This window comes from Streptomyces sp. NPDC059166, from assembly GCF_042755185.1.
Lineage (GTDB): Bacteria > Actinomycetota > Actinomycetes > Streptomycetales > Streptomycetaceae > Streptomyces.
Genome location: NZ_JBHZCI010000012.1, coordinates 44,250 through 59,211 on the forward strand (window position 1 = coordinate 44,250; position 14,962 = coordinate 59,211).

Sequence of the window (14,962 nt, forward strand, 5' to 3'; positions counted from 1 at the left end):
GACGGCCGCGCCCGACGGGATACGGCGGCAGATGCAGGCCGGCAGACGCCACGCCCCACCCCCGGGCCGCGTGCCCCCGCAGGATGTCAGCGGTCGGCCTCCCGGGAACGGCGGCTGTGGCGGGAGACCCGCACGCGATTCCCGCAGCCGGTCGTGCACCAGGCGCGACGGGCGTGTCTTCGGACGAAGTACAGGATGCAGCCCGGAGCTTCGCACGCCCGGAGCTTCGCGGCGTCGGGGCCGCCGAAGAGCTCCACGGCCGCGCACGCCGTCGCACCGAGCAGGACGAGTACCGCGTCGGGCTCCGGCCAGTGGTCCGCCGCCAGGAGGCGGCCGCTCCCTTCCCCCGCACCGCCGTCGACCCGCAGTTCCCGCCACCGCACCGCCAGCCCCGCCGCGTCGTTCACCACCGCGAGGTCCGACGGCCTCATGGCCTCCCCCTCGGTGAGCGCCGACGCCAGCGACCTCAGCGACCCGCGCAGTTCGAGGAACCGCTCCAGATGGCCGCGCCCGGCCCGTACGGACGTCTCGAGCCGGCCCATCGGCCCTGCGGGAAGCACCTCCTGGTGCGAAACAAGCCAGTTCCGAAGGTCCTCAGGGGTGGTCAGCGCATCCACGAGGTGCCCTCTCACGCCACCTCTGATGTAGGTCGTGTTGACCAGGTCCAGAGCCAACGACTCCCCCGTCAGAGGGAGCTCGTCAATGGGCGACCGGCCGCGCTGCCGATCGGTGTTATCGCTCATGCCCCCATCCTGCCGTCTCGAATTCGCCATCTGTAGCTAATGGCTATGCATAGGATGCACCCATTAGCTGCCCATGCGTGGCCGGCGTACGCGCACCGCCCCGTCCCCGGTGCCCGTCCTGCCGCTCATCCCGTCCCCAGGAAGGAACGTCCGTGTCCGACACGCAGACGCCCGAGATCTCCGCACAGCCCCGCCGCAGTCCGGTGCCGGCGAGCAAGGCGCCGCCCCGCCCCGCGATCCCCACCGTCTCGCTGGCCACGCTCGGCGGCGTGGTGGCGCTCGTCTCCCTGGTGGCGATCGGCGTCCTCCTCGACCAGACGGTGCTGATCCCGCCCCTCGCCGCGAGCGCCGCCCTGGTCTTCGCCGCGCCGGCCCTCCCCCTGGCGCAGCCACGCAGCGTCATCGGCGGCCAACTGGTCTCCGCCGTGGTCGGATTCGTGTGCCTGGCCGTCGGCGGCAGCTCCGTATGGACCTCGGCGGTGGCCGGCGGACTGGCGATCGGCGCGATGGCCCTGGCGAGGACGCCTCACTCACCCGCGGCGGCGACCGCGGTCATCGTGGTCATGTCGGAGCCCGGGACCGTGCTCTTCCTCGCCCTGCTGCTCCTGGCCACCTCGGTGATCGTCGGCGTGGGCATCGTCACCGCACGCAGCGGCGGTGCGACCCGGTACCCCACCTACTGGTGGTAGACGCCTCGACGGCTCCCGCATGTCGCTGACAGGCATCCGGGCTGCAGGCCGTCACACATCAGCCGCCTTGCGCACCGGCCACCCCCGGAGCGGCCCCGTCACATACGCACGCGGGCCGCGATCGGGAGGTGGTCGCTGTCCGTGGCGGGCAGGGACCAGGAGGCGAGGGGTTCGACGCCCCGCACCATGATCTGGTCGATGCGCGCCATGGGGAACGACGCCGGCCAGCTGAAGCCGAATCCGTCGCCCGCCGCGCCCTGGGTGGAGCGCATCTGGGCGGTGACGGCGTTCAGGGAGCGGTCGTTCATCGTGCCGTTCAGGTCACCGAGGAGGACCACCCGCTTCAGCGGCTCGTCCGCGATGGCCTCACCGAGGGCGTCGGCGCTGTCGTCGCGCTGGTTGGCGGTGAAGCCCGCGTTCAGCTTGACCCTCACGGAGGGGAGGTGGGCGACGTACACCTTGACCTGCCCCTCCGGGGTGGTCACCGTGGCGCTCATCGCGCGGGTCCAGCCGAGCTTGATGTCGACGGGCCGGGAATCCGAGACCGGGTACTTGCTCCACAGGCCGACGGTGCCCTGCACGGAGTGGTGCGGGTAGGCGTCGGAGAGCGCGTCCTCGTACGCCCCGACCTTGCCGCTCGGCAGTTCCTGCAGGGCGACGACGTCCGCGCCCGATCCGGCGACCTGCTGGGCGGTGCCCGTGGGGTCGGGATTGCCCGCGTTGACGTTGTGCGTGGCGACGGTCAGGTCGCCGCCGGTGCCCGACTTGTCGGCGAACAGCAGGCCGCCGAAGAGATTCAGCCAGACCGCGACCGGCAGGACGAGCGCGAGGACCGCGGTCGCCGAACGCCTCAGGAGCCCCAGCACCAGCAGGACGGGCACGAGCAGTCCGAACCACGGCAGGAACGTCTCGGTGAGGCTGCCCAGGTTGCCGATGGTGTTCGGGATGTCGGAGTGGAGGACCATCACGACGGTCAGCAGGACCGAGCAGAGCGCCAGGAGGATTCCGCGCCGCCAGATGCCCCGGTCCGAGGCGAGTCTGTGGCGCAGGGCCCGAAGACGTGAGCCCGGGTGCGGAGCTCCGCCGGGGTTCTCGGTGTCCGCCCTGTACGCCTGCACCATCGCGCTCGTCCTCACTGCCTTGCCGTACACATCGCCGCGCCTCCCGACCCTAGGCGATGGGCGGCGCCGTTCCCGCCGCCCACGGCGGCCGTACTGCCATCAGGACGACTGATACGTCGCGACAGGTTCCGGCCACCACGGCGGCATCGGGGCTTGTGACAGAACGATCACACGGAGGCGGGCGCCGGACCCCCGGGCGGGACCGGGGCCGCCGCCGCGCCCGGCGCGAGTCCCTGGAGGAGCGCACGGATGACCTGGTCCGCGAGGTCCTCGGGCAGCGGTGAGTCGGGGCGGTGCATCGTCCGGTGGAGCACGGGCCCCAGGAACAGGTCGTTCATCAGCTCCACGTCGAGGTCGCCGCGGAGCTCGCCCGAATCCACGGCCCGCTGCACGGCGGCCCTCATCGCGGCGCGCCGCGGGGCCAGGACGGTGGACTGGTACTCGGTCCACAGCCGGGGGTGCTTCTTCATCTGCACGAAGACGTTGTGCAGGAGCGCTGAGGAGCGCTGGGCGACGCCGCGTCTGCGCACGTAGTCGAGCATGGCGCGCAGGTCGTCCAGGCCCGCGGTCCCGGAGACCACGGGGTCGGCCGGCTCCATGTCACGCAGGACGTCGACGAAGAGCTCCTCCTTGCCGCTCCAGCGGCGGTAGATGGTGGCCTTGCCGACACCCGCGGTACGGGCGATGCGCTCGATCGACAGGCCCTCCAGGGTCTCCCCCGTCTCCAGCAGCTCGACCACGGCGTCGAGGATCGCCCGCTCGACCGCCGCGCTCCGAGGCCGTCCCCGGCGTGGCTCGGACCCCTCGCAGGGCGGCGGGGCCGCACCCTCGGCCGGGTCCTGTGCCGGGTTCTGTGCCGACTGCCGCACCTGGGCCGCCTCTCGCTGCGCCGTCCGCCGTTCGCTGATCACCGTACGTCCGATTCTCGCCGACCGGCCGGGGGCGTAGCGAGCCCCCGGCCGGCCGCACGGATCACGACCGGGTGGCCGGCTCCTTGGCGGGTGAACCGGCCTGATCGCCGGCCGTCCGGGCCGCCGGGGGCCTGCCCGGCAGGAAGACGGCCACGACCACGGCGCCGATCAGCGCGACCGCCGCCGACCCGAGCGCGGTGACGTGCATGGCGCCGATGAAGGCGTCGTTCGCCGCGGCGGCCAGCGGCTTCCCGGCCGGTCCCATCCGTTCCGCGACACCCAGCGTCGCCTCGATGGACTCGCCCGCGACGTCCCTGGCCGCGGCCGGTACGGCGCCGAGGTGGCCCTCGATGTCGCCCCGGTAGACCGTGGAGAGCACCGATCCGAGCACGGCGACACCGAGGGCGCCGCCCACCTGCCGGAAGGTGTTGTTGATGGCGGAGCCCGAGCCCGCCCGCTCACGCGGCAGGGCCTGCATCACGGCGACGGTGACCGGCGGCATGATGTGGGCCATGCCGGTGCCCTGGACGAAGAACACCAGGCACAGCACCCACAGCGGGGTGTCCGCGTCGAACAGCGCGAAGGCCGAGAGTCCCGCGGCGACGAGCAGCATGCCCACGGTGCACACGGCCTTGGCGCCGAAGCGGTCGACGACCAGCCGGGCACGCGGCGCGAAGATCATCTGCGCGGCCGCGAGCGGAAGGATCAGCAGACCGGACTGGAGCGCGCTGTATCCGCGCACGCTCTGGAGGTAGAAGGCGGAGAAGAAGGTGACGCCCATCAGCGCGAAGAAGACCAGCGCGATGGCCGCGACGGCCGCCGAGAAGGCCGGCTTGCGGAAGTAGGAGATGTCGATGGACGGGTGGCTGCTGCGCTTCTCGTGCCACACGAATACCGCGAGCACCAGCAGGCCGCCGATCAGCGGCAGCAGGACGGTCACATCGGTGAAGGAGGCGAGCTCGCCGCCCCGGATGATGCCGTAGACCAGCAGGACCAGGCCGATGATGGAGAGGACGACGCCGAGCGGGTCGACGCGGCCGGGGGCCGGGTCCTTGGAGTCGGGCACGAGGACGGCCATGGCGATCAGTGCGACGACGACCACGGGCACGTTGACCAGGAAGATCGAGCCCCACCAGAAGTGCTCCAGGAGCAGCCCGCCGGTGATCGGACCGATCGCGATGCCCAGACCGACGCTGCCGGCCCAGATGCCGATGGCCTTGGGCTGCTCGTCACGCTCGAAGACGTTCATCAGCACGGCGAGCGTGGCGGGCATCACGAACGCCGCGCCGAAGCCCATCAGGGCGCGCCAGGTGATGAGCTGCCCGGGCGAGGAGGAGAAGGCGGCCAGGGCGGAACCCAGGCCGAAGACGAGGATGCCGGCCAGCAGGACCTTCTTGCGGCCGATGCGGTCGCCCAGGAGCCCGGCGGTGAAAAGCATCCCGGCGAAGACGAGTGTGTAGGAGTTGATGGCCCACTCGAGCTCGCTCTGGGAAGCGCCGATGCCGGTCGGCTCGGGGCTGGCGATCGTCTTGACCGCGACGTTCAGGATCGAGTTGTCGAGGACGACGATGAGCAGGCTGAACATGAGGACGCCGAGGATGGCCCAGCGGCGGCGGTGGACCGCCTCCGGGACGCGGCGAGCGACGCCTGGGGCGCCGGACGGTATGGACATGAGTACGACTCTAATCGACTTCCAATACGAGACCGTCTCGTATTGGAAAGCCTTTACCCTCTCGCCGGTGCGCGTTCACCGCGGGCGGCGGGCCCACTTCACGGGAACGGCCGGGAGATGCCACCATGGAAGGGATCCGGGGACGCCGTGAGGGCGCCTCGAGATGACGAAGGAGCCGTTCGCAATGTCGCTTCAGGCTGCGCAGAATCAGAACGCAACACCCCCCGCGGGCCCCACTCCCGGTCAGGGCAAGGCCCTGTACGGAGGCACGAGCACCCGCCGCATCACCGTCCACGACATCACCGCCGCCAGTGAGCGCGGCGAGAAGTGGCCCATGCTCACCGCCTACGACGCGATGACCGCGTCCGTCTTCGACGAGGCCGGCATCCCGGTCATGCTCGTCGGCGACTCGATGGGCAACTGCCACCTCGGCTACGAGACCACCGTGCCCGTCACGATGGACGAGATGACCATCCTCTCGTCCGCCGTCGTACGGGGCACCAGGCGCGCCCTCATCGTCGCCGACCTGCCCTTCGGGGCGTACCAGGAGGGGCCGGTCCAGGCCCTGCGCAACGCCACCCGGCTGATCAAGGACGCCGGGGTCGGCGCGGTCAAGCTGGAGGGCGGCGAGCGCTCCCACGAGCAGATCAGGCTGCTCGTGGAGGCCGGTATCCCGGTGATGGGCCACATCGGCCTGACCCCGCAGTCCGTCAACGCGATGGGCTACCGGGTGCAGGGCCGCGGCGAGGAGGCCGCCCAGCAGCTGCTGCGCGACGCCAAGGCGGTGCAGGACGCGGGCGCGTTCGCCGTCGTGCTGGAGCTCGTACCGGCCGAACTGGCCGCCGAGGTCACCCGCACCCTGCACATCCCGACCGTCGGGATCGGCGCCGGGCCCGACACGGACGCCCAGGTGCTGGTCTACACCGACATGGTCGGCCTGACCGGCGGCAAGGTGCCGCGCTTCACCAAGCAGTACGCGAACCTGCGCCAGGTGATGGCCGACGCCGCCAGGGCGTACGCCGACGAGGTCGTCGGCGGCACCTTCCCGGCCGCGGAGCACACCTTCCACTGACGCACCCGAGACCACTGCCGCACCACCGACAGCCCGCCGACATCCCCCATCGGCGGGCTGTCGCGCGTTGTCGGCAGCCTGTCGGTCCCGCTGTCACCGACATGTCGGTGACTTGTCGGTGGCGCCTGGTCTGATGGTCCCCATGAAGCGACACGACAAGAACCTCAACCGCGGCACCAACGCCGTCGAGGTACGGGGGCTGGTCAAGCACTACGGCACGACCAAGGCGCTGGACGGCGTGGACCTCGATGTGCGCGAGGGCACCGTCCTCGGCGTGCTCGGTCCCAACGGCGCCGGGAAGACCACCCTCGTACGCTGCCTCTCCACCCTGATCGTCCCGGACGCCGGACACGCCGTCGTCGCGGGTTACGACGTGGTGCGGCAGCCGCGCCAGCTCCGGCGCACCATAGGCCTCACCGGTCAGTACGCCTCGGTCGACGAGAAGCTGTCCGGCTGGGAGAACCTCTACATGATCGGGCGGCTGCTCGACCTGTCCCGCAAGAACGCCCGGTCCCGCGCCGACGAGCTGCTGGAGCGCTTCTCGCTCACCGACGCGGCGAAGAAGGCCGCGATGGACTACTCCGGCGGCATGCGGCGCCGGCTGGACCTGGCGGCGTCCATGATCGGCAGCCCGGCCGTCCTCTACCTCGACGAGCCGACGACGGGGCTCGACCCCCGCACCCGCAACGAGGTCTGGGACGAGGTGCAGCGGATGGTCGCGGAGGGCGCGACGGTACTGCTCACCACCCAGTACATGGAGGAGGCCGAGCAGCTCGCGAGCGAACTCACGGTCATCGACAAGGGCAGGATCATCGCCCGCGGCGGTGTCGACGAGCTCAAGGCCAAGGTCGGCGGCCGCACCCTTCAGATCCGGCCCTCCGACCCGGACGAACTGGCCGCGATGGCCCAGGCGTTGCGGGAGGCCGGCCTCGACGGCACGGCGGGCGCCCAGGCGGTCCCGGACGAAGGGCTGCTCTACGTACCCATCCTCAGCGACGAGCAGCTGACCGCGGTCATCGGGCTGCTCGGGGCCCGGGGCTTCTCCCTCGCCCACGTCGCCACCGCCCTGCCCAGCCTGGACGAGGTCTTCCTCGCCATCACGGGCGACAAGGCCACCGTCACCGACACGAACCCCCAGGAGGTCGCGGCATGAGCACGACGACTCTGACGCCCGCCTCCACCGGCGCGGGCAGCTCCACCCCCCTGACGAAGCCCCACGACGAGGGCCGGATCGGGCTGCGGAACAACCTGCGCCACATCGGGGCACTCGTACGCCGCAACCTGCTCCAGATCAAGAAGGATCCGGAGTCGATGTTCGACGCGCTCCTGATGCCCGTGATCTTCGTGCTGCTCTTCGTGTACGTCTTCGGCGGATCGGTCGGCAGCAGCCTGGGCGGCGACCGGCAGGACTACCTCAACTACCTGATCCCCGGCCTGATGGCGATGATGGGCATGAACATCGCCATGGCCGTGGGTTCCGGTGTGAACGACGACTTCCGCAAGGGGGTCATGGACCGGTTCCGCACCATGCCGATCGCCCGGTCCTCGGTGCTCATCGCGAAGATCGTGGTCGAGCTCGGCCGGATGACGGTCGCCACGCTCATCCTGCTGGGCATGGGCTTCGCGCTCGGCATGGAGCTCCACGGTTCGGTGCTCGGACTGGTCGGGGCGATCGCTCTGTCGGCCGCGTTCGGCGCCGCCATCATGTGGATCTTCATCCTGCTCGGGCTGACCATGAAGACGGCCCAGGCCGTCCAGGGAATGGGGATGATCGTGATGATGCCGCTCCAGTTCGGCTCGTCCATCTTCGCCCCGACCCAGACGATGCCGGGCTGGCTCCAGGCGTTCACCGACTACAACCCTCTGTCCAACCTGGCCGACTCGGCCCGTGGGCTGATGATGGGCGGCCCGCTGGGCCACTCGGTCTGGCTGACGCTCGGCTGGACGGTCGTCATCACCGCCGTGATGGCGCCGCTCGCGGTGTCGAAGTTCCGCAAGAAGTCCTGACGGACCCCCGGTGCGGGCCGGGGAGAGGGCGCGGGCGGGCCGACGGCTCAGTCGCGGTACTCGATCACGAGGGCGGTGGCCTCCTCCCGGGAGAGGCCGCCGCCTTCGGCGTACGCGGACTCGAAGGCGGCGTCCCCGAGCACTCCGCGCAGCAGGTCCTCGGCCGCGGCCTCGTTCTGCCGCTCCGTGCGCACCGGTACGTGCCCCTCCGGCAGCAGTTCCCGTCCGGCGGCCAGCAGCCGGGCCCCCAGGACGGCCCTCCGCTCCCCGCCGAGTCCGCCGAGCGCCCGGGCGTGGATGATCAGGCACTGCGAGCGCATGTCCGGCGCCATCATGAGCCACAGATGGCTGCTGGAGGCCTCCAGCGCCCGGCGGCTCCGGTCCAGGGCGTCCGCGTAACGGCCGTCCTGGTTGTCCAGCCACGCCAGACCGGTGAGCACGAAGCCCTGGAACGTCCCCATGGCGGCCGCCCCGAACTCTTCGAGCAGCAGGGTGAGCTGCTCCCTGGCCTCCTCGGTGCGGCCGGCCATTCCCAGACACAGGCCGAGGAAGTACCGGGCGAAGGCCGTCCCCTCGGGCCCCGTGTGCCTCCCCTCGACGAGGACGTCCCGGAGGATCGCCTCGCACTCCGCGACGCGGCCCAGCTCGGACAGCGTGGCGGCGTACCGGGTGCGGAGTACCAGCACCTGGGACCTGGCACCGATCTTCTCGGCATAGCCGATCGACGCCAGGTAGTCCTCTGCGGCCCCTTCGTAGTCGCCCGTCTTCTCGGCGGCCTCACCCCGCGACGACAGGGCCTCGGCGGCGCCCCAGTCGTCGCCGAGGCGGCGGAAGATCGCCAGGCTCTCGTCGGAGTCCTCACGCGCGTCAGCCGCCCAGCGGGGCCAGTTGGCCAGGATGTTGGCCCGGACCTGGAGCGCGGCGGCGAGTTCCCAGTCGTAGCCGAAATCCCTTGAGGCACGGACCCGTTCGTCCAGCAGGCCGCGCAGGGTTCCGGTGTCGCCGGTGAACATGACGGCGAAGAACCAGAGCGACCCCGGGGAACGGCAGGTCTGCGGCTGGCCGGCCGTGTAGGTGTCGGCGATCACCCGCAGCCGGGCCTGGCCGGCCTCGTCCGTCCAGTCCTGGTCACCGTGGTCCATGGTGGCCATCTGCATCAGCGCCACCTGCCGCCTGGCCTCCTGGAGGAGTTCGGGGCGCATCGGCGGCGGGGCGTCGGTGCAGCGTTCCGTGAGGGAGGGGGCGCGTTCGCCGGGCGGGGCGAACGGGTCGGGGCCGAGCGCGCCGACTGCTTCCGCCCAGTGCAGCGCGTCGTCCCGCAGGTCGCGCATCTGCCAGTACCAGGCGAGCGAGAGCACGAGGGAGAGCGACTCCTGCTCGTCCCGGAGGGCCACGGCGCGCCGAAGGGCGGTGCGCAGGTTCTCGTACTCGCGCTGGAACAGGCCGAGGACCGCGAGCTGTCCGGCGCCGCGCAGCTCCGGGTCCCTGGTGCGGGCGAGCTCCCGGTAGAAGACCAGGTGCCGGCGTTCCACGAGTTCCCGCTCCCCCGCCTCGTCGAGCCGTTCAGCGGCGTACTCCCCCACCGTCTCCAGGAGGCGGTAGCGCATCTCGCCGTCGTCGGTGGGGGCGGCCACGACCAGGGACTTGTCGACGAGCGAGCCGAGCACGGCCGCGACCTCGCGGGCATCCTCCGGCCGGGCGGCGCAGACCTCCTCGGCCGCGTCGAGTGAGCAGCCGCCGAAGAAGACCGACAGCCTGCGCAGCACGGTGCGTTCGTCCTCGTTCAGCAGATCCCACGACCAGTCGACGACCGCCCTCAGCGTCTGCTGGCGCGGCAGCACGGTGCGGCTGCCGGCCGTCAGCAGGCGGAATCGGTCGTCGAGGCGGTCGGCGATCTGACGGGGGGTGAGCATCCGGAGCCGGGCGGCGGCCAGTTCGATGGCGAGCGGGAGACCGTCGAGGCGCCGGCAGATCTCGGTGCAGGCCTCCCGTGAGCGTGCGTCGGCGTCGGTCCGGAAGCCGGGGAGCACGGCGGCGCCGCGTTCGGCGAACAGGCGCAGTGCCGTCGCGTCCGGCAGGGGGTCGACCGGCCGTACGAACTCCCCCGGTACGCCCAGTGGTTCACGGCTGGTCGCGAGGACGGTGAGGCCGGGGCAGCGGGCCAGCAGGTGTTCGGCGAGGGCGGCTGCCGCCTCGATCAGGTGCTCGCAGTTGTCCAGGAGGAGCAGCATGCGACGGGTGGCGCAGTGTTCGGTGAGCCGTGCGAGCCGTTCGCCCGGGCCGCGCTCCGCCGCCCGGAGTTCCTCGGCGCCCGCCCCCCGCAGCACGGTCTCCCGGCCGCCGAGGGCGGTGAGTACGGCCTCCGGGACGGCTTCGGGGTCGTCGACGGGCGCGAGTTCCGCCAGCCAGACACCGTCCGGCCAGGCTGCCGGATCGACGGATTCCGCGGCCTCCTGGGAGAGCCGGGTCTTGCCCGCGCCCCCGGGGCCGAGGAGGGTGACCAGCCGCGACCGGGTCAGGTCCTCGCCCAGCGCGGCGATGTCCGCCTCCCGCCCGACGAAGCTGGTGAGCCGCGCCCGCAGGTTGCCCTGCCGCTTCGCGGCGCGGGCCGGGCGGGGGGCCTCGGGGGCCGGGGCCTCCTGGTGCAGCAGTTCGGTGTGCAGGGCGCGCAGGGCCGGGCCCGGGTCGGTGCCGAGCCGGTCGGCGAGGAGGGCGCGGACCTCCTCGTACGCCGCGAGCGCCTGGGCGGTGCGTCCCGCGTCCCTCAGCGCGGTGATGCGCAGTGCCTGGAGCGGTTCGTCCAGCGGGTGATCGGCGCAGAGGCCGGCGAGTTCGGGCAGGACCTCACCGGTGCGGCCCTGCGCGAGGAGCGCCTCGATCCGGGTCCGGCGGGCGTCGAGCCGCCTGGCGTCCCAGCGGGCCGCCTCCACGGCGCGGTCCGGCAGATCGGCCAGCGCGGGACCGCGCCAGAGGTTCAGCGCCTCGTCGAGTACGGCGGTGGCGCCGGCCGCGTCACCCTGTTCGAGGGCCCGGGCTCCCTTCGCCACGAGCCGGTCGAAGTGGTGGAGGTCCACGGCGTCCGGGTCCGCGGCGAGGCGGTAGCCGTCGGTGGCCGATTCGACGGCGTCCCGGCCGAGGGCGCGCCTGAGCCGTCCGACCAGGGCCTGAAGTGCTCCGGGGGCGTCGGCGGGCGGGTCGGCACCCCACACCTCGTCGACGAGTACACCGGCCGGCACCGTCCTGCCGGGGCGCAGGGCGAGCACGGTGAGCAGGGCGCGCAGCCGCGCCCCGCCGAGGGCGACGGGAGAGCCGTCGGGGCGGAGGACACGGGTGGTACCGAGGATGCCGTAGTGCACGCGCCCATTGTCCGTGACGGCCCGTCCCTCCGAGGAACTACCACCCGACTGTGAGACGTTCCCGCCGTGGCACCCGTACCGTCGGGGTTCCGGCCGCCGTCCAGCCCTCAGGAGTTCCGCCATGACCACCGCCTTCCGCCGCCGCAGCGACCGGCGGGTGAGCCCGGTATTCCTGGGGATCGTCGCCGTCATGGCCGTCTCGGGCTGGGCGGTGTGGACGGACTTCGCCGAGCAGACCGGATTCGCGGTCTTCCTCTTCGTCACCGCGGCCTGGATCGTCTCGCTCTGCCTGCACGAGTACGCGCACGCGCGCACCGCGCTGCACAGCGGTGACATCTCGGTCGGGGCGAAGGGCTATCTGACGCTCAACCCGCTCACCTACACGCACGCGCTGCTCAGCATCGTGCTGCCGGTGCTCTTCGTGATCATGGGCGGTATCGGGCTGCCGGGCGGGGCCGTGTACATCGAGCGGGGCCGGATCAGCGGGCGATGGAAGCACAGCCTGATCTCGGCGGCGGGCCCGCTGACGAACGTCCTGTTCGCCGTCGTGTGCACCGCGCCCTTCTGGCTGGACGCGCTGGACGGCGTCCCCGTCACCTTCCGGCTCGCGCTGGCGTTCCTCGCACTGCTCCAGGTGACGGCGGCGATCCTGAACTTCCTGCCGGTCCCGGGGCTCGACGGCTACGGGGTGATCGAACCGTGGCTTTCCCACGGGATCCGCCGCCAGGTGGAGCCGTTCGCGCCCTTCGGGCTGATCGCGGTCTTCGGGCTGCTGTGGGTCCCGGAGGTCAACGGCTTCTTCTTCGACGCGGTGGACGCGCTGCTGCGGGGCCTGGGCGTCAGCGAGGTCGAGACGTACTGCGGGCTCGACACCTACCGCTTCTGGCAGGAGTGGTTCGGCGACCAGGACCCGGGCTGCGCGGTGATCCGCTGAAACCGGCGGCGCCTCACGCGTCCTTCCGCGCCCTGTGCCGGCGCCTCACGCGTCCGTCCGCGCCCTGTGCCGGCGCCTCACGCGTCCTTCTGCGCCCTGTGCCGGCGCACGTAGAACCACGCCATGTTGGAGGAGAGGCCGACCAGCAGCACCCAGACGACGCCCAGCAGGATGCCGCCCTGGGCGAAGGAGACCACGGCCGCGACGACGGCGAGGACGCAGAGGACGATGGCGTAGAGCGCGAGGCGGGGCATGAGGGGCTGGTGCTCCTGTCGGGGGATGGTGCGTGGCCCCTCCAGTGTCCCTCATGCCCGATTCGGCTCCGGTCACGGGCTCACACGTCGGTGGTACGCAGCCCCGCGTGTGCCTTGTAGCGGCGGTTGACGGAGATCAGGTTCGCCACGAGGGACTCGACCTGATGAGCGTTGCGCAGCCGGCCGGCGAAGATGCCCCGCATGCCCGGGATGCGGCTCGCCAGGGCCTGCACGGTGTCGGTGTCCGCCCGGGCCTCCCCCAGCACCAGTACGTCGGTGTCGATCTCCTCGATCGACTCGTCCTGGAGCAGCACCGCCGAGAGGTGGTGGAAGGCGGCCGTCACGCGGGAGTCGGGCAGGAGGGCGGCGGCCTGCTCGGCGGCGCTGCCCTCCTCGGGCTTCAGGGCGTAGGCGCCCTTCTTGTCGAAGCCGAGGGGGTTGACGCAGTCGACGACCAGCTTCCCGGCGAGCTCCTCGCGCAGCGACTCCAGCGTCTTGGCGTGGCCGTCCCACGGCACGGCGACGATCACGATGTCGCTGCGGCGGGCGCATTCCGCGTTGTCCGCGCCCTCGACACCATGGCCCAGTTCTGCGGCGGCGGCCTCGGCGCGGTCGGCGGCGCGGGAGCCGATGACGACCTTCTGCCCGGCACGGGCGAATCGGTAGGCGAGGCCGCGGCCCTGCGGGCCGGTCCCGCCGAGTACGCCCACGGTCAGGCCGGACACGTCGGGGAGGTCCCAGGGGTCCTTGGCGGGGGGCTTCGGGGTGCTTCCGGTGTCATGTGCAGTCATGGCGCCGACCCTACTGCCAGGTAGCGGGGCGGCCGCCGGGTATCCGGCGCCTGCGACATGCGTCACGTGAGCGGGTGCCGCCTGCCCCCTTCGGGTGGAGTACGGGCGACCGCCGGACGGGCCGGGTGGCCGGGCGGCATGATGCCGGGGCATGGACGCCGTACGTGTCGCACTGCTGCGTGAGGTGCTCGCCGGGACCGAGTGGCCGGCGGCGGCCCGGGGCTTCGCCCGGACCCTGCGCTCCTCGGTGGTGCCCCGGGGCGGCGGTCTGCTGCTGGTGGGCACCGAGGTCTACGAGCCGTGGCACATGGCCGCGCACCTGGTCGACGAGTCGACGTGGTCGGGTCTGCCGCAGTTGCGGCCCACTCTCGTACGCCACCGGATCGAGCCGGACGACCCGGTTCACCTGGCCGTCGGGCTGGGGCGGATCGAGTCGGCGGGGCGCGGGGAGACGCTGCTCGTGGTCGCTCCGCAGCGGCCCGGCGGCGGCCTGCTGGAGCGGGTGCACGACGCGCGGCGCGCGGGTGCGACGGTGCTCGCGCTGGACGGCGGCGATCCGGAGGTGCGGGGCCTCGCACACGAGGCGCTCACGGTGTCCGGCGAGGCGGAGGTCGATCTGGACACGGTGCAGCACCTGGTCAGCGCGGCGGCCGGCGAGAACGGCGGCCCGGCGTCGCGGGGCCGCCGTACCTTCCGCGACCGCCTCTCCCGGCTCGCCGACCAGCTGACCGCCCCGCCCCCGGACCGCTGGTGACGCGCCACGGTCCACGGCGCGGTCGGCCGGATCAGACCCGGCCGGCCCCCTTCGACGCCAGGGCGTCCGCGACGAGGTCCAGGTGACGTGCCGTCTGCTCGGCCGGGATCCCCGCCACCGCTGCCAGTGAGACACCCAGGAGCAGGGTGGTGACGTCGTCCGCGGCGACGTCCGTGCGCAGCGACCCGTCACGCGCTCCGGCGCTCAGCAGCGTCGCCACGGCTTCGTCGATGCGTTCGCGGGTGGGGAGCACCGGGACCGCTCTTCCGGCGGTGGGTCCGACCCGTGGATCCCGGTGCATCGCGTGCTTGGCCGCGGAGAACGCGATGTAGCGGTCCATCCAGGCGCGGAGTGCCGCCCTGGGGGGGAGTTCCGCCAGCAGGGCGGGGGCGTCGGCCGCGATCGCGTCGAGTTCCTCGGCGTAGACCGCTTCCACCAGCGCGTCACGGGTGGGGAAGTTCCGGTAGAGGGTGGCGATGCCCACGCCCGCCTGCCGGGCGACGGTCTCCAGCGCCACCGGTCCGGTCGCCGTGGTGAAGGCGTCCCGGGCGGCCTGAACGATCTTCTCGCGGTTACGGCGGGCATCGGTCCGCCCGCCCCGCGCACTGCCGGGTGCCGGGTCGGCGGAGCCGCCGCCGGGGGCGCGCGGAACCATGGT

General features: G+C 72.3%; 14 protein-coding genes. 6 read left to right on the forward strand and 8 right to left on the reverse strand.

Going from position 1 to position 14,962, the window contains the following annotated elements:
- Positions 1 to 86: 86 nt before the first annotated feature.
- On the reverse strand, positions 87 to 743 hold the full coding sequence (locus ACFXOA_RS11560; protein WP_385025219.1) for a CGNR zinc finger domain-containing protein: 657 nt from the start codon (positions 741 to 743) through the stop codon (positions 87 to 89).
- 152 nt (positions 744 to 895) lie between these two features.
- Between ACFXOA_RS11560 and ACFXOA_RS11565 the strand changes: the two genes are divergently transcribed.
- Positions 896 to 1,432 carry an HPP family protein gene (locus ACFXOA_RS11565; RefSeq protein ID WP_385025222.1) on the forward strand — a complete coding sequence of 179 codons (537 nt, stop codon included), beginning with the start codon at positions 896 to 898 and terminating at the stop codon, positions 1,430 to 1,432.
- Positions 1,433 to 1,530: 98 nt separating this feature from the next.
- Here the strand turns inward: ACFXOA_RS11565 and ACFXOA_RS11570 are convergent, their stop codons facing one another.
- The 3 genes from ACFXOA_RS11570 to ACFXOA_RS11580 form a co-directional block, all read right to left on the reverse strand.
- Positions 1,531 to 2,553, reverse strand: a complete 1,023-nt coding sequence (locus ACFXOA_RS11570; protein ID WP_385025225.1) for an endonuclease/exonuclease/phosphatase family protein — start codon at positions 2,551 to 2,553, stop codon at positions 1,531 to 1,533.
- Between the two features lie 167 nt (positions 2,554 to 2,720).
- On the reverse strand, positions 2,721 to 3,464 hold the full coding sequence (locus tag ACFXOA_RS11575; RefSeq protein WP_385025227.1) for a TetR/AcrR family transcriptional regulator: 744 nt from the start codon (positions 3,462 to 3,464) through the stop codon (positions 2,721 to 2,723).
- Positions 3,465 to 3,525: 61 nt separating this feature from the next.
- Entirely contained in the window at positions 3,526 to 5,136 is a 1,611-nt protein-coding gene (locus ACFXOA_RS11580) for an MFS transporter (protein ID WP_385025230.1), read from the reverse strand.
- A gap of 184 nt (positions 5,137 to 5,320) precedes the next feature.
- Here ACFXOA_RS11580 and panB point away from each other — a divergent pair, with 184 nt between their 5' ends.
- The 3 genes from panB (at position 5,321) to ACFXOA_RS11595 (ending at position 8,215) form a co-directional block, all read left to right on the forward strand.
- Positions 5,321 to 6,208, forward strand: coding sequence for a 3-methyl-2-oxobutanoate hydroxymethyltransferase (gene panB, locus ACFXOA_RS11585; protein WP_385025233.1), 888 nt, complete (start codon positions 5,321 to 5,323; stop codon positions 6,206 to 6,208).
- Positions 6,209 to 6,341: 133 nt separating this feature from the next.
- On the forward strand, positions 6,342 to 7,361 hold the full coding sequence (locus ACFXOA_RS11590; RefSeq protein ID WP_385025236.1) for an ATP-binding cassette domain-containing protein: 1,020 nt from the start codon (positions 6,342 to 6,344) through the stop codon (positions 7,359 to 7,361).
- Positions 7,358 to 8,215: an ABC transporter permease gene (locus ACFXOA_RS11595; RefSeq protein WP_385025239.1), complete on the forward strand. Its 858-nt coding sequence runs from the start codon at positions 7,358 to 7,360 to the stop codon at positions 8,213 to 8,215. Before ACFXOA_RS11590 ends, ACFXOA_RS11595 begins: the two co-directional genes overlap by 4 nt.
- A gap of 47 nt (positions 8,216 to 8,262) precedes the next feature.
- Here the strand turns inward: ACFXOA_RS11595 and ACFXOA_RS11600 are convergent, their stop codons facing one another.
- The gene (locus ACFXOA_RS11600) at positions 8,263 to 11,571 is read right to left on the reverse strand and encodes a BTAD domain-containing putative transcriptional regulator (protein WP_385025242.1); all 3,309 of its coding nucleotides are present in this window, start codon (positions 11,569 to 11,571) and stop codon (positions 8,263 to 8,265) included.
- A 121-nt stretch (positions 11,572 to 11,692) separates the two neighbouring features.
- Between ACFXOA_RS11600 and ACFXOA_RS11605 the strand changes: the two genes are divergently transcribed.
- Positions 11,693 to 12,505, forward strand: coding sequence for a site-2 protease family protein (locus ACFXOA_RS11605; RefSeq protein ID WP_385025245.1), 813 nt, complete (start codon positions 11,693 to 11,695; stop codon positions 12,503 to 12,505).
- A 77-nt stretch (positions 12,506 to 12,582) separates the two neighbouring features.
- On the opposite strand, the gene ACFXOA_RS11610 is transcribed toward ACFXOA_RS11605, so the two are convergent.
- Together ACFXOA_RS11610 and npdG are read right to left on the reverse strand one after the other, a co-directional pair.
- Positions 12,583 to 12,759 carry a hypothetical protein gene (locus tag ACFXOA_RS11610; protein ID WP_385025248.1) on the reverse strand — a complete coding sequence of 59 codons (177 nt, stop codon included), beginning with the start codon at positions 12,757 to 12,759 and terminating at the stop codon, positions 12,583 to 12,585.
- Between the two features lie 80 nt (positions 12,760 to 12,839).
- Entirely contained in the window at positions 12,840 to 13,550 is a 711-nt protein-coding gene (npdG, locus tag ACFXOA_RS11615) for an NADPH-dependent F420 reductase (protein ID WP_385025251.1), read from the reverse strand.
- A 151-nt stretch (positions 13,551 to 13,701) separates the two neighbouring features.
- Here npdG and ACFXOA_RS11620 point away from each other — a divergent pair, with 151 nt between their 5' ends.
- Entirely contained in the window at positions 13,702 to 14,304 is a 603-nt protein-coding gene (locus tag ACFXOA_RS11620) for a hypothetical protein (protein WP_385025254.1), read from the forward strand.
- Positions 14,305 to 14,335: 31 nt separating this feature from the next.
- Here ACFXOA_RS11620 and ACFXOA_RS11625 read toward each other — a convergent pair whose 3' ends face one another.
- Entirely contained in the window at positions 14,336 to 14,959 is a 624-nt protein-coding gene (locus tag ACFXOA_RS11625; RefSeq protein ID WP_385025257.1) for a TetR/AcrR family transcriptional regulator, read from the reverse strand.
- Positions 14,960 to 14,962: the final 3 nt, after the last annotated feature.

Coding starts and splice junctions, on each gene's coding strand:
- ACFXOA_RS11590 (WP_385025236.1), top strand. CDS start 6,342: ATGGTCCCCATGAAGCGACACGACAAGAACCTCAACCGCGGCACCAAC.
- ACFXOA_RS11595 (WP_385025239.1), top strand. CDS start 7,358: ATGAGCACGACGACTCTGACGCCCGCCTCCACCGGCGCGGGCAGCTCC.
- ACFXOA_RS11580 (WP_385025230.1), bottom strand. CDS start 5,136: ATGTCCATACCGTCCGGCGCCCCAGGCGTCGCTCGCCGCGTCCCGGAG.
- npdG (WP_385025251.1), bottom strand. CDS start 13,550: ATGACTGCACATGACACCGGAAGCACCCCGAAGCCCCCCGCCAAGGAC.
- ACFXOA_RS11560 (WP_385025219.1), bottom strand. CDS start 743: ATGAGCGATAACACCGATCGGCAGCGCGGCCGGTCGCCCATTGACGAG.
- panB (WP_385025233.1), top strand. CDS start 5,321: ATGTCGCTTCAGGCTGCGCAGAATCAGAACGCAACACCCCCCGCGGGC.
- ACFXOA_RS11620 (WP_385025254.1), top strand. CDS start 13,702: ATGGACGCCGTACGTGTCGCACTGCTGCGTGAGGTGCTCGCCGGGACC.
- ACFXOA_RS11570 (WP_385025225.1), bottom strand. CDS start 2,553: ATGGTGCAGGCGTACAGGGCGGACACCGAGAACCCCGGCGGAGCTCCG.
- ACFXOA_RS11610 (WP_385025248.1), bottom strand. CDS start 12,759: ATGCCCCGCCTCGCGCTCTACGCCATCGTCCTCTGCGTCCTCGCCGTC.
- ACFXOA_RS11625 (WP_385025257.1), bottom strand. CDS start 14,959: ATGGTTCCGCGCGCCCCCGGCGGCGGCTCCGCCGACCCGGCACCCGGC.
- ACFXOA_RS11605 (WP_385025245.1), top strand. CDS start 11,693: ATGACCACCGCCTTCCGCCGCCGCAGCGACCGGCGGGTGAGCCCGGTA.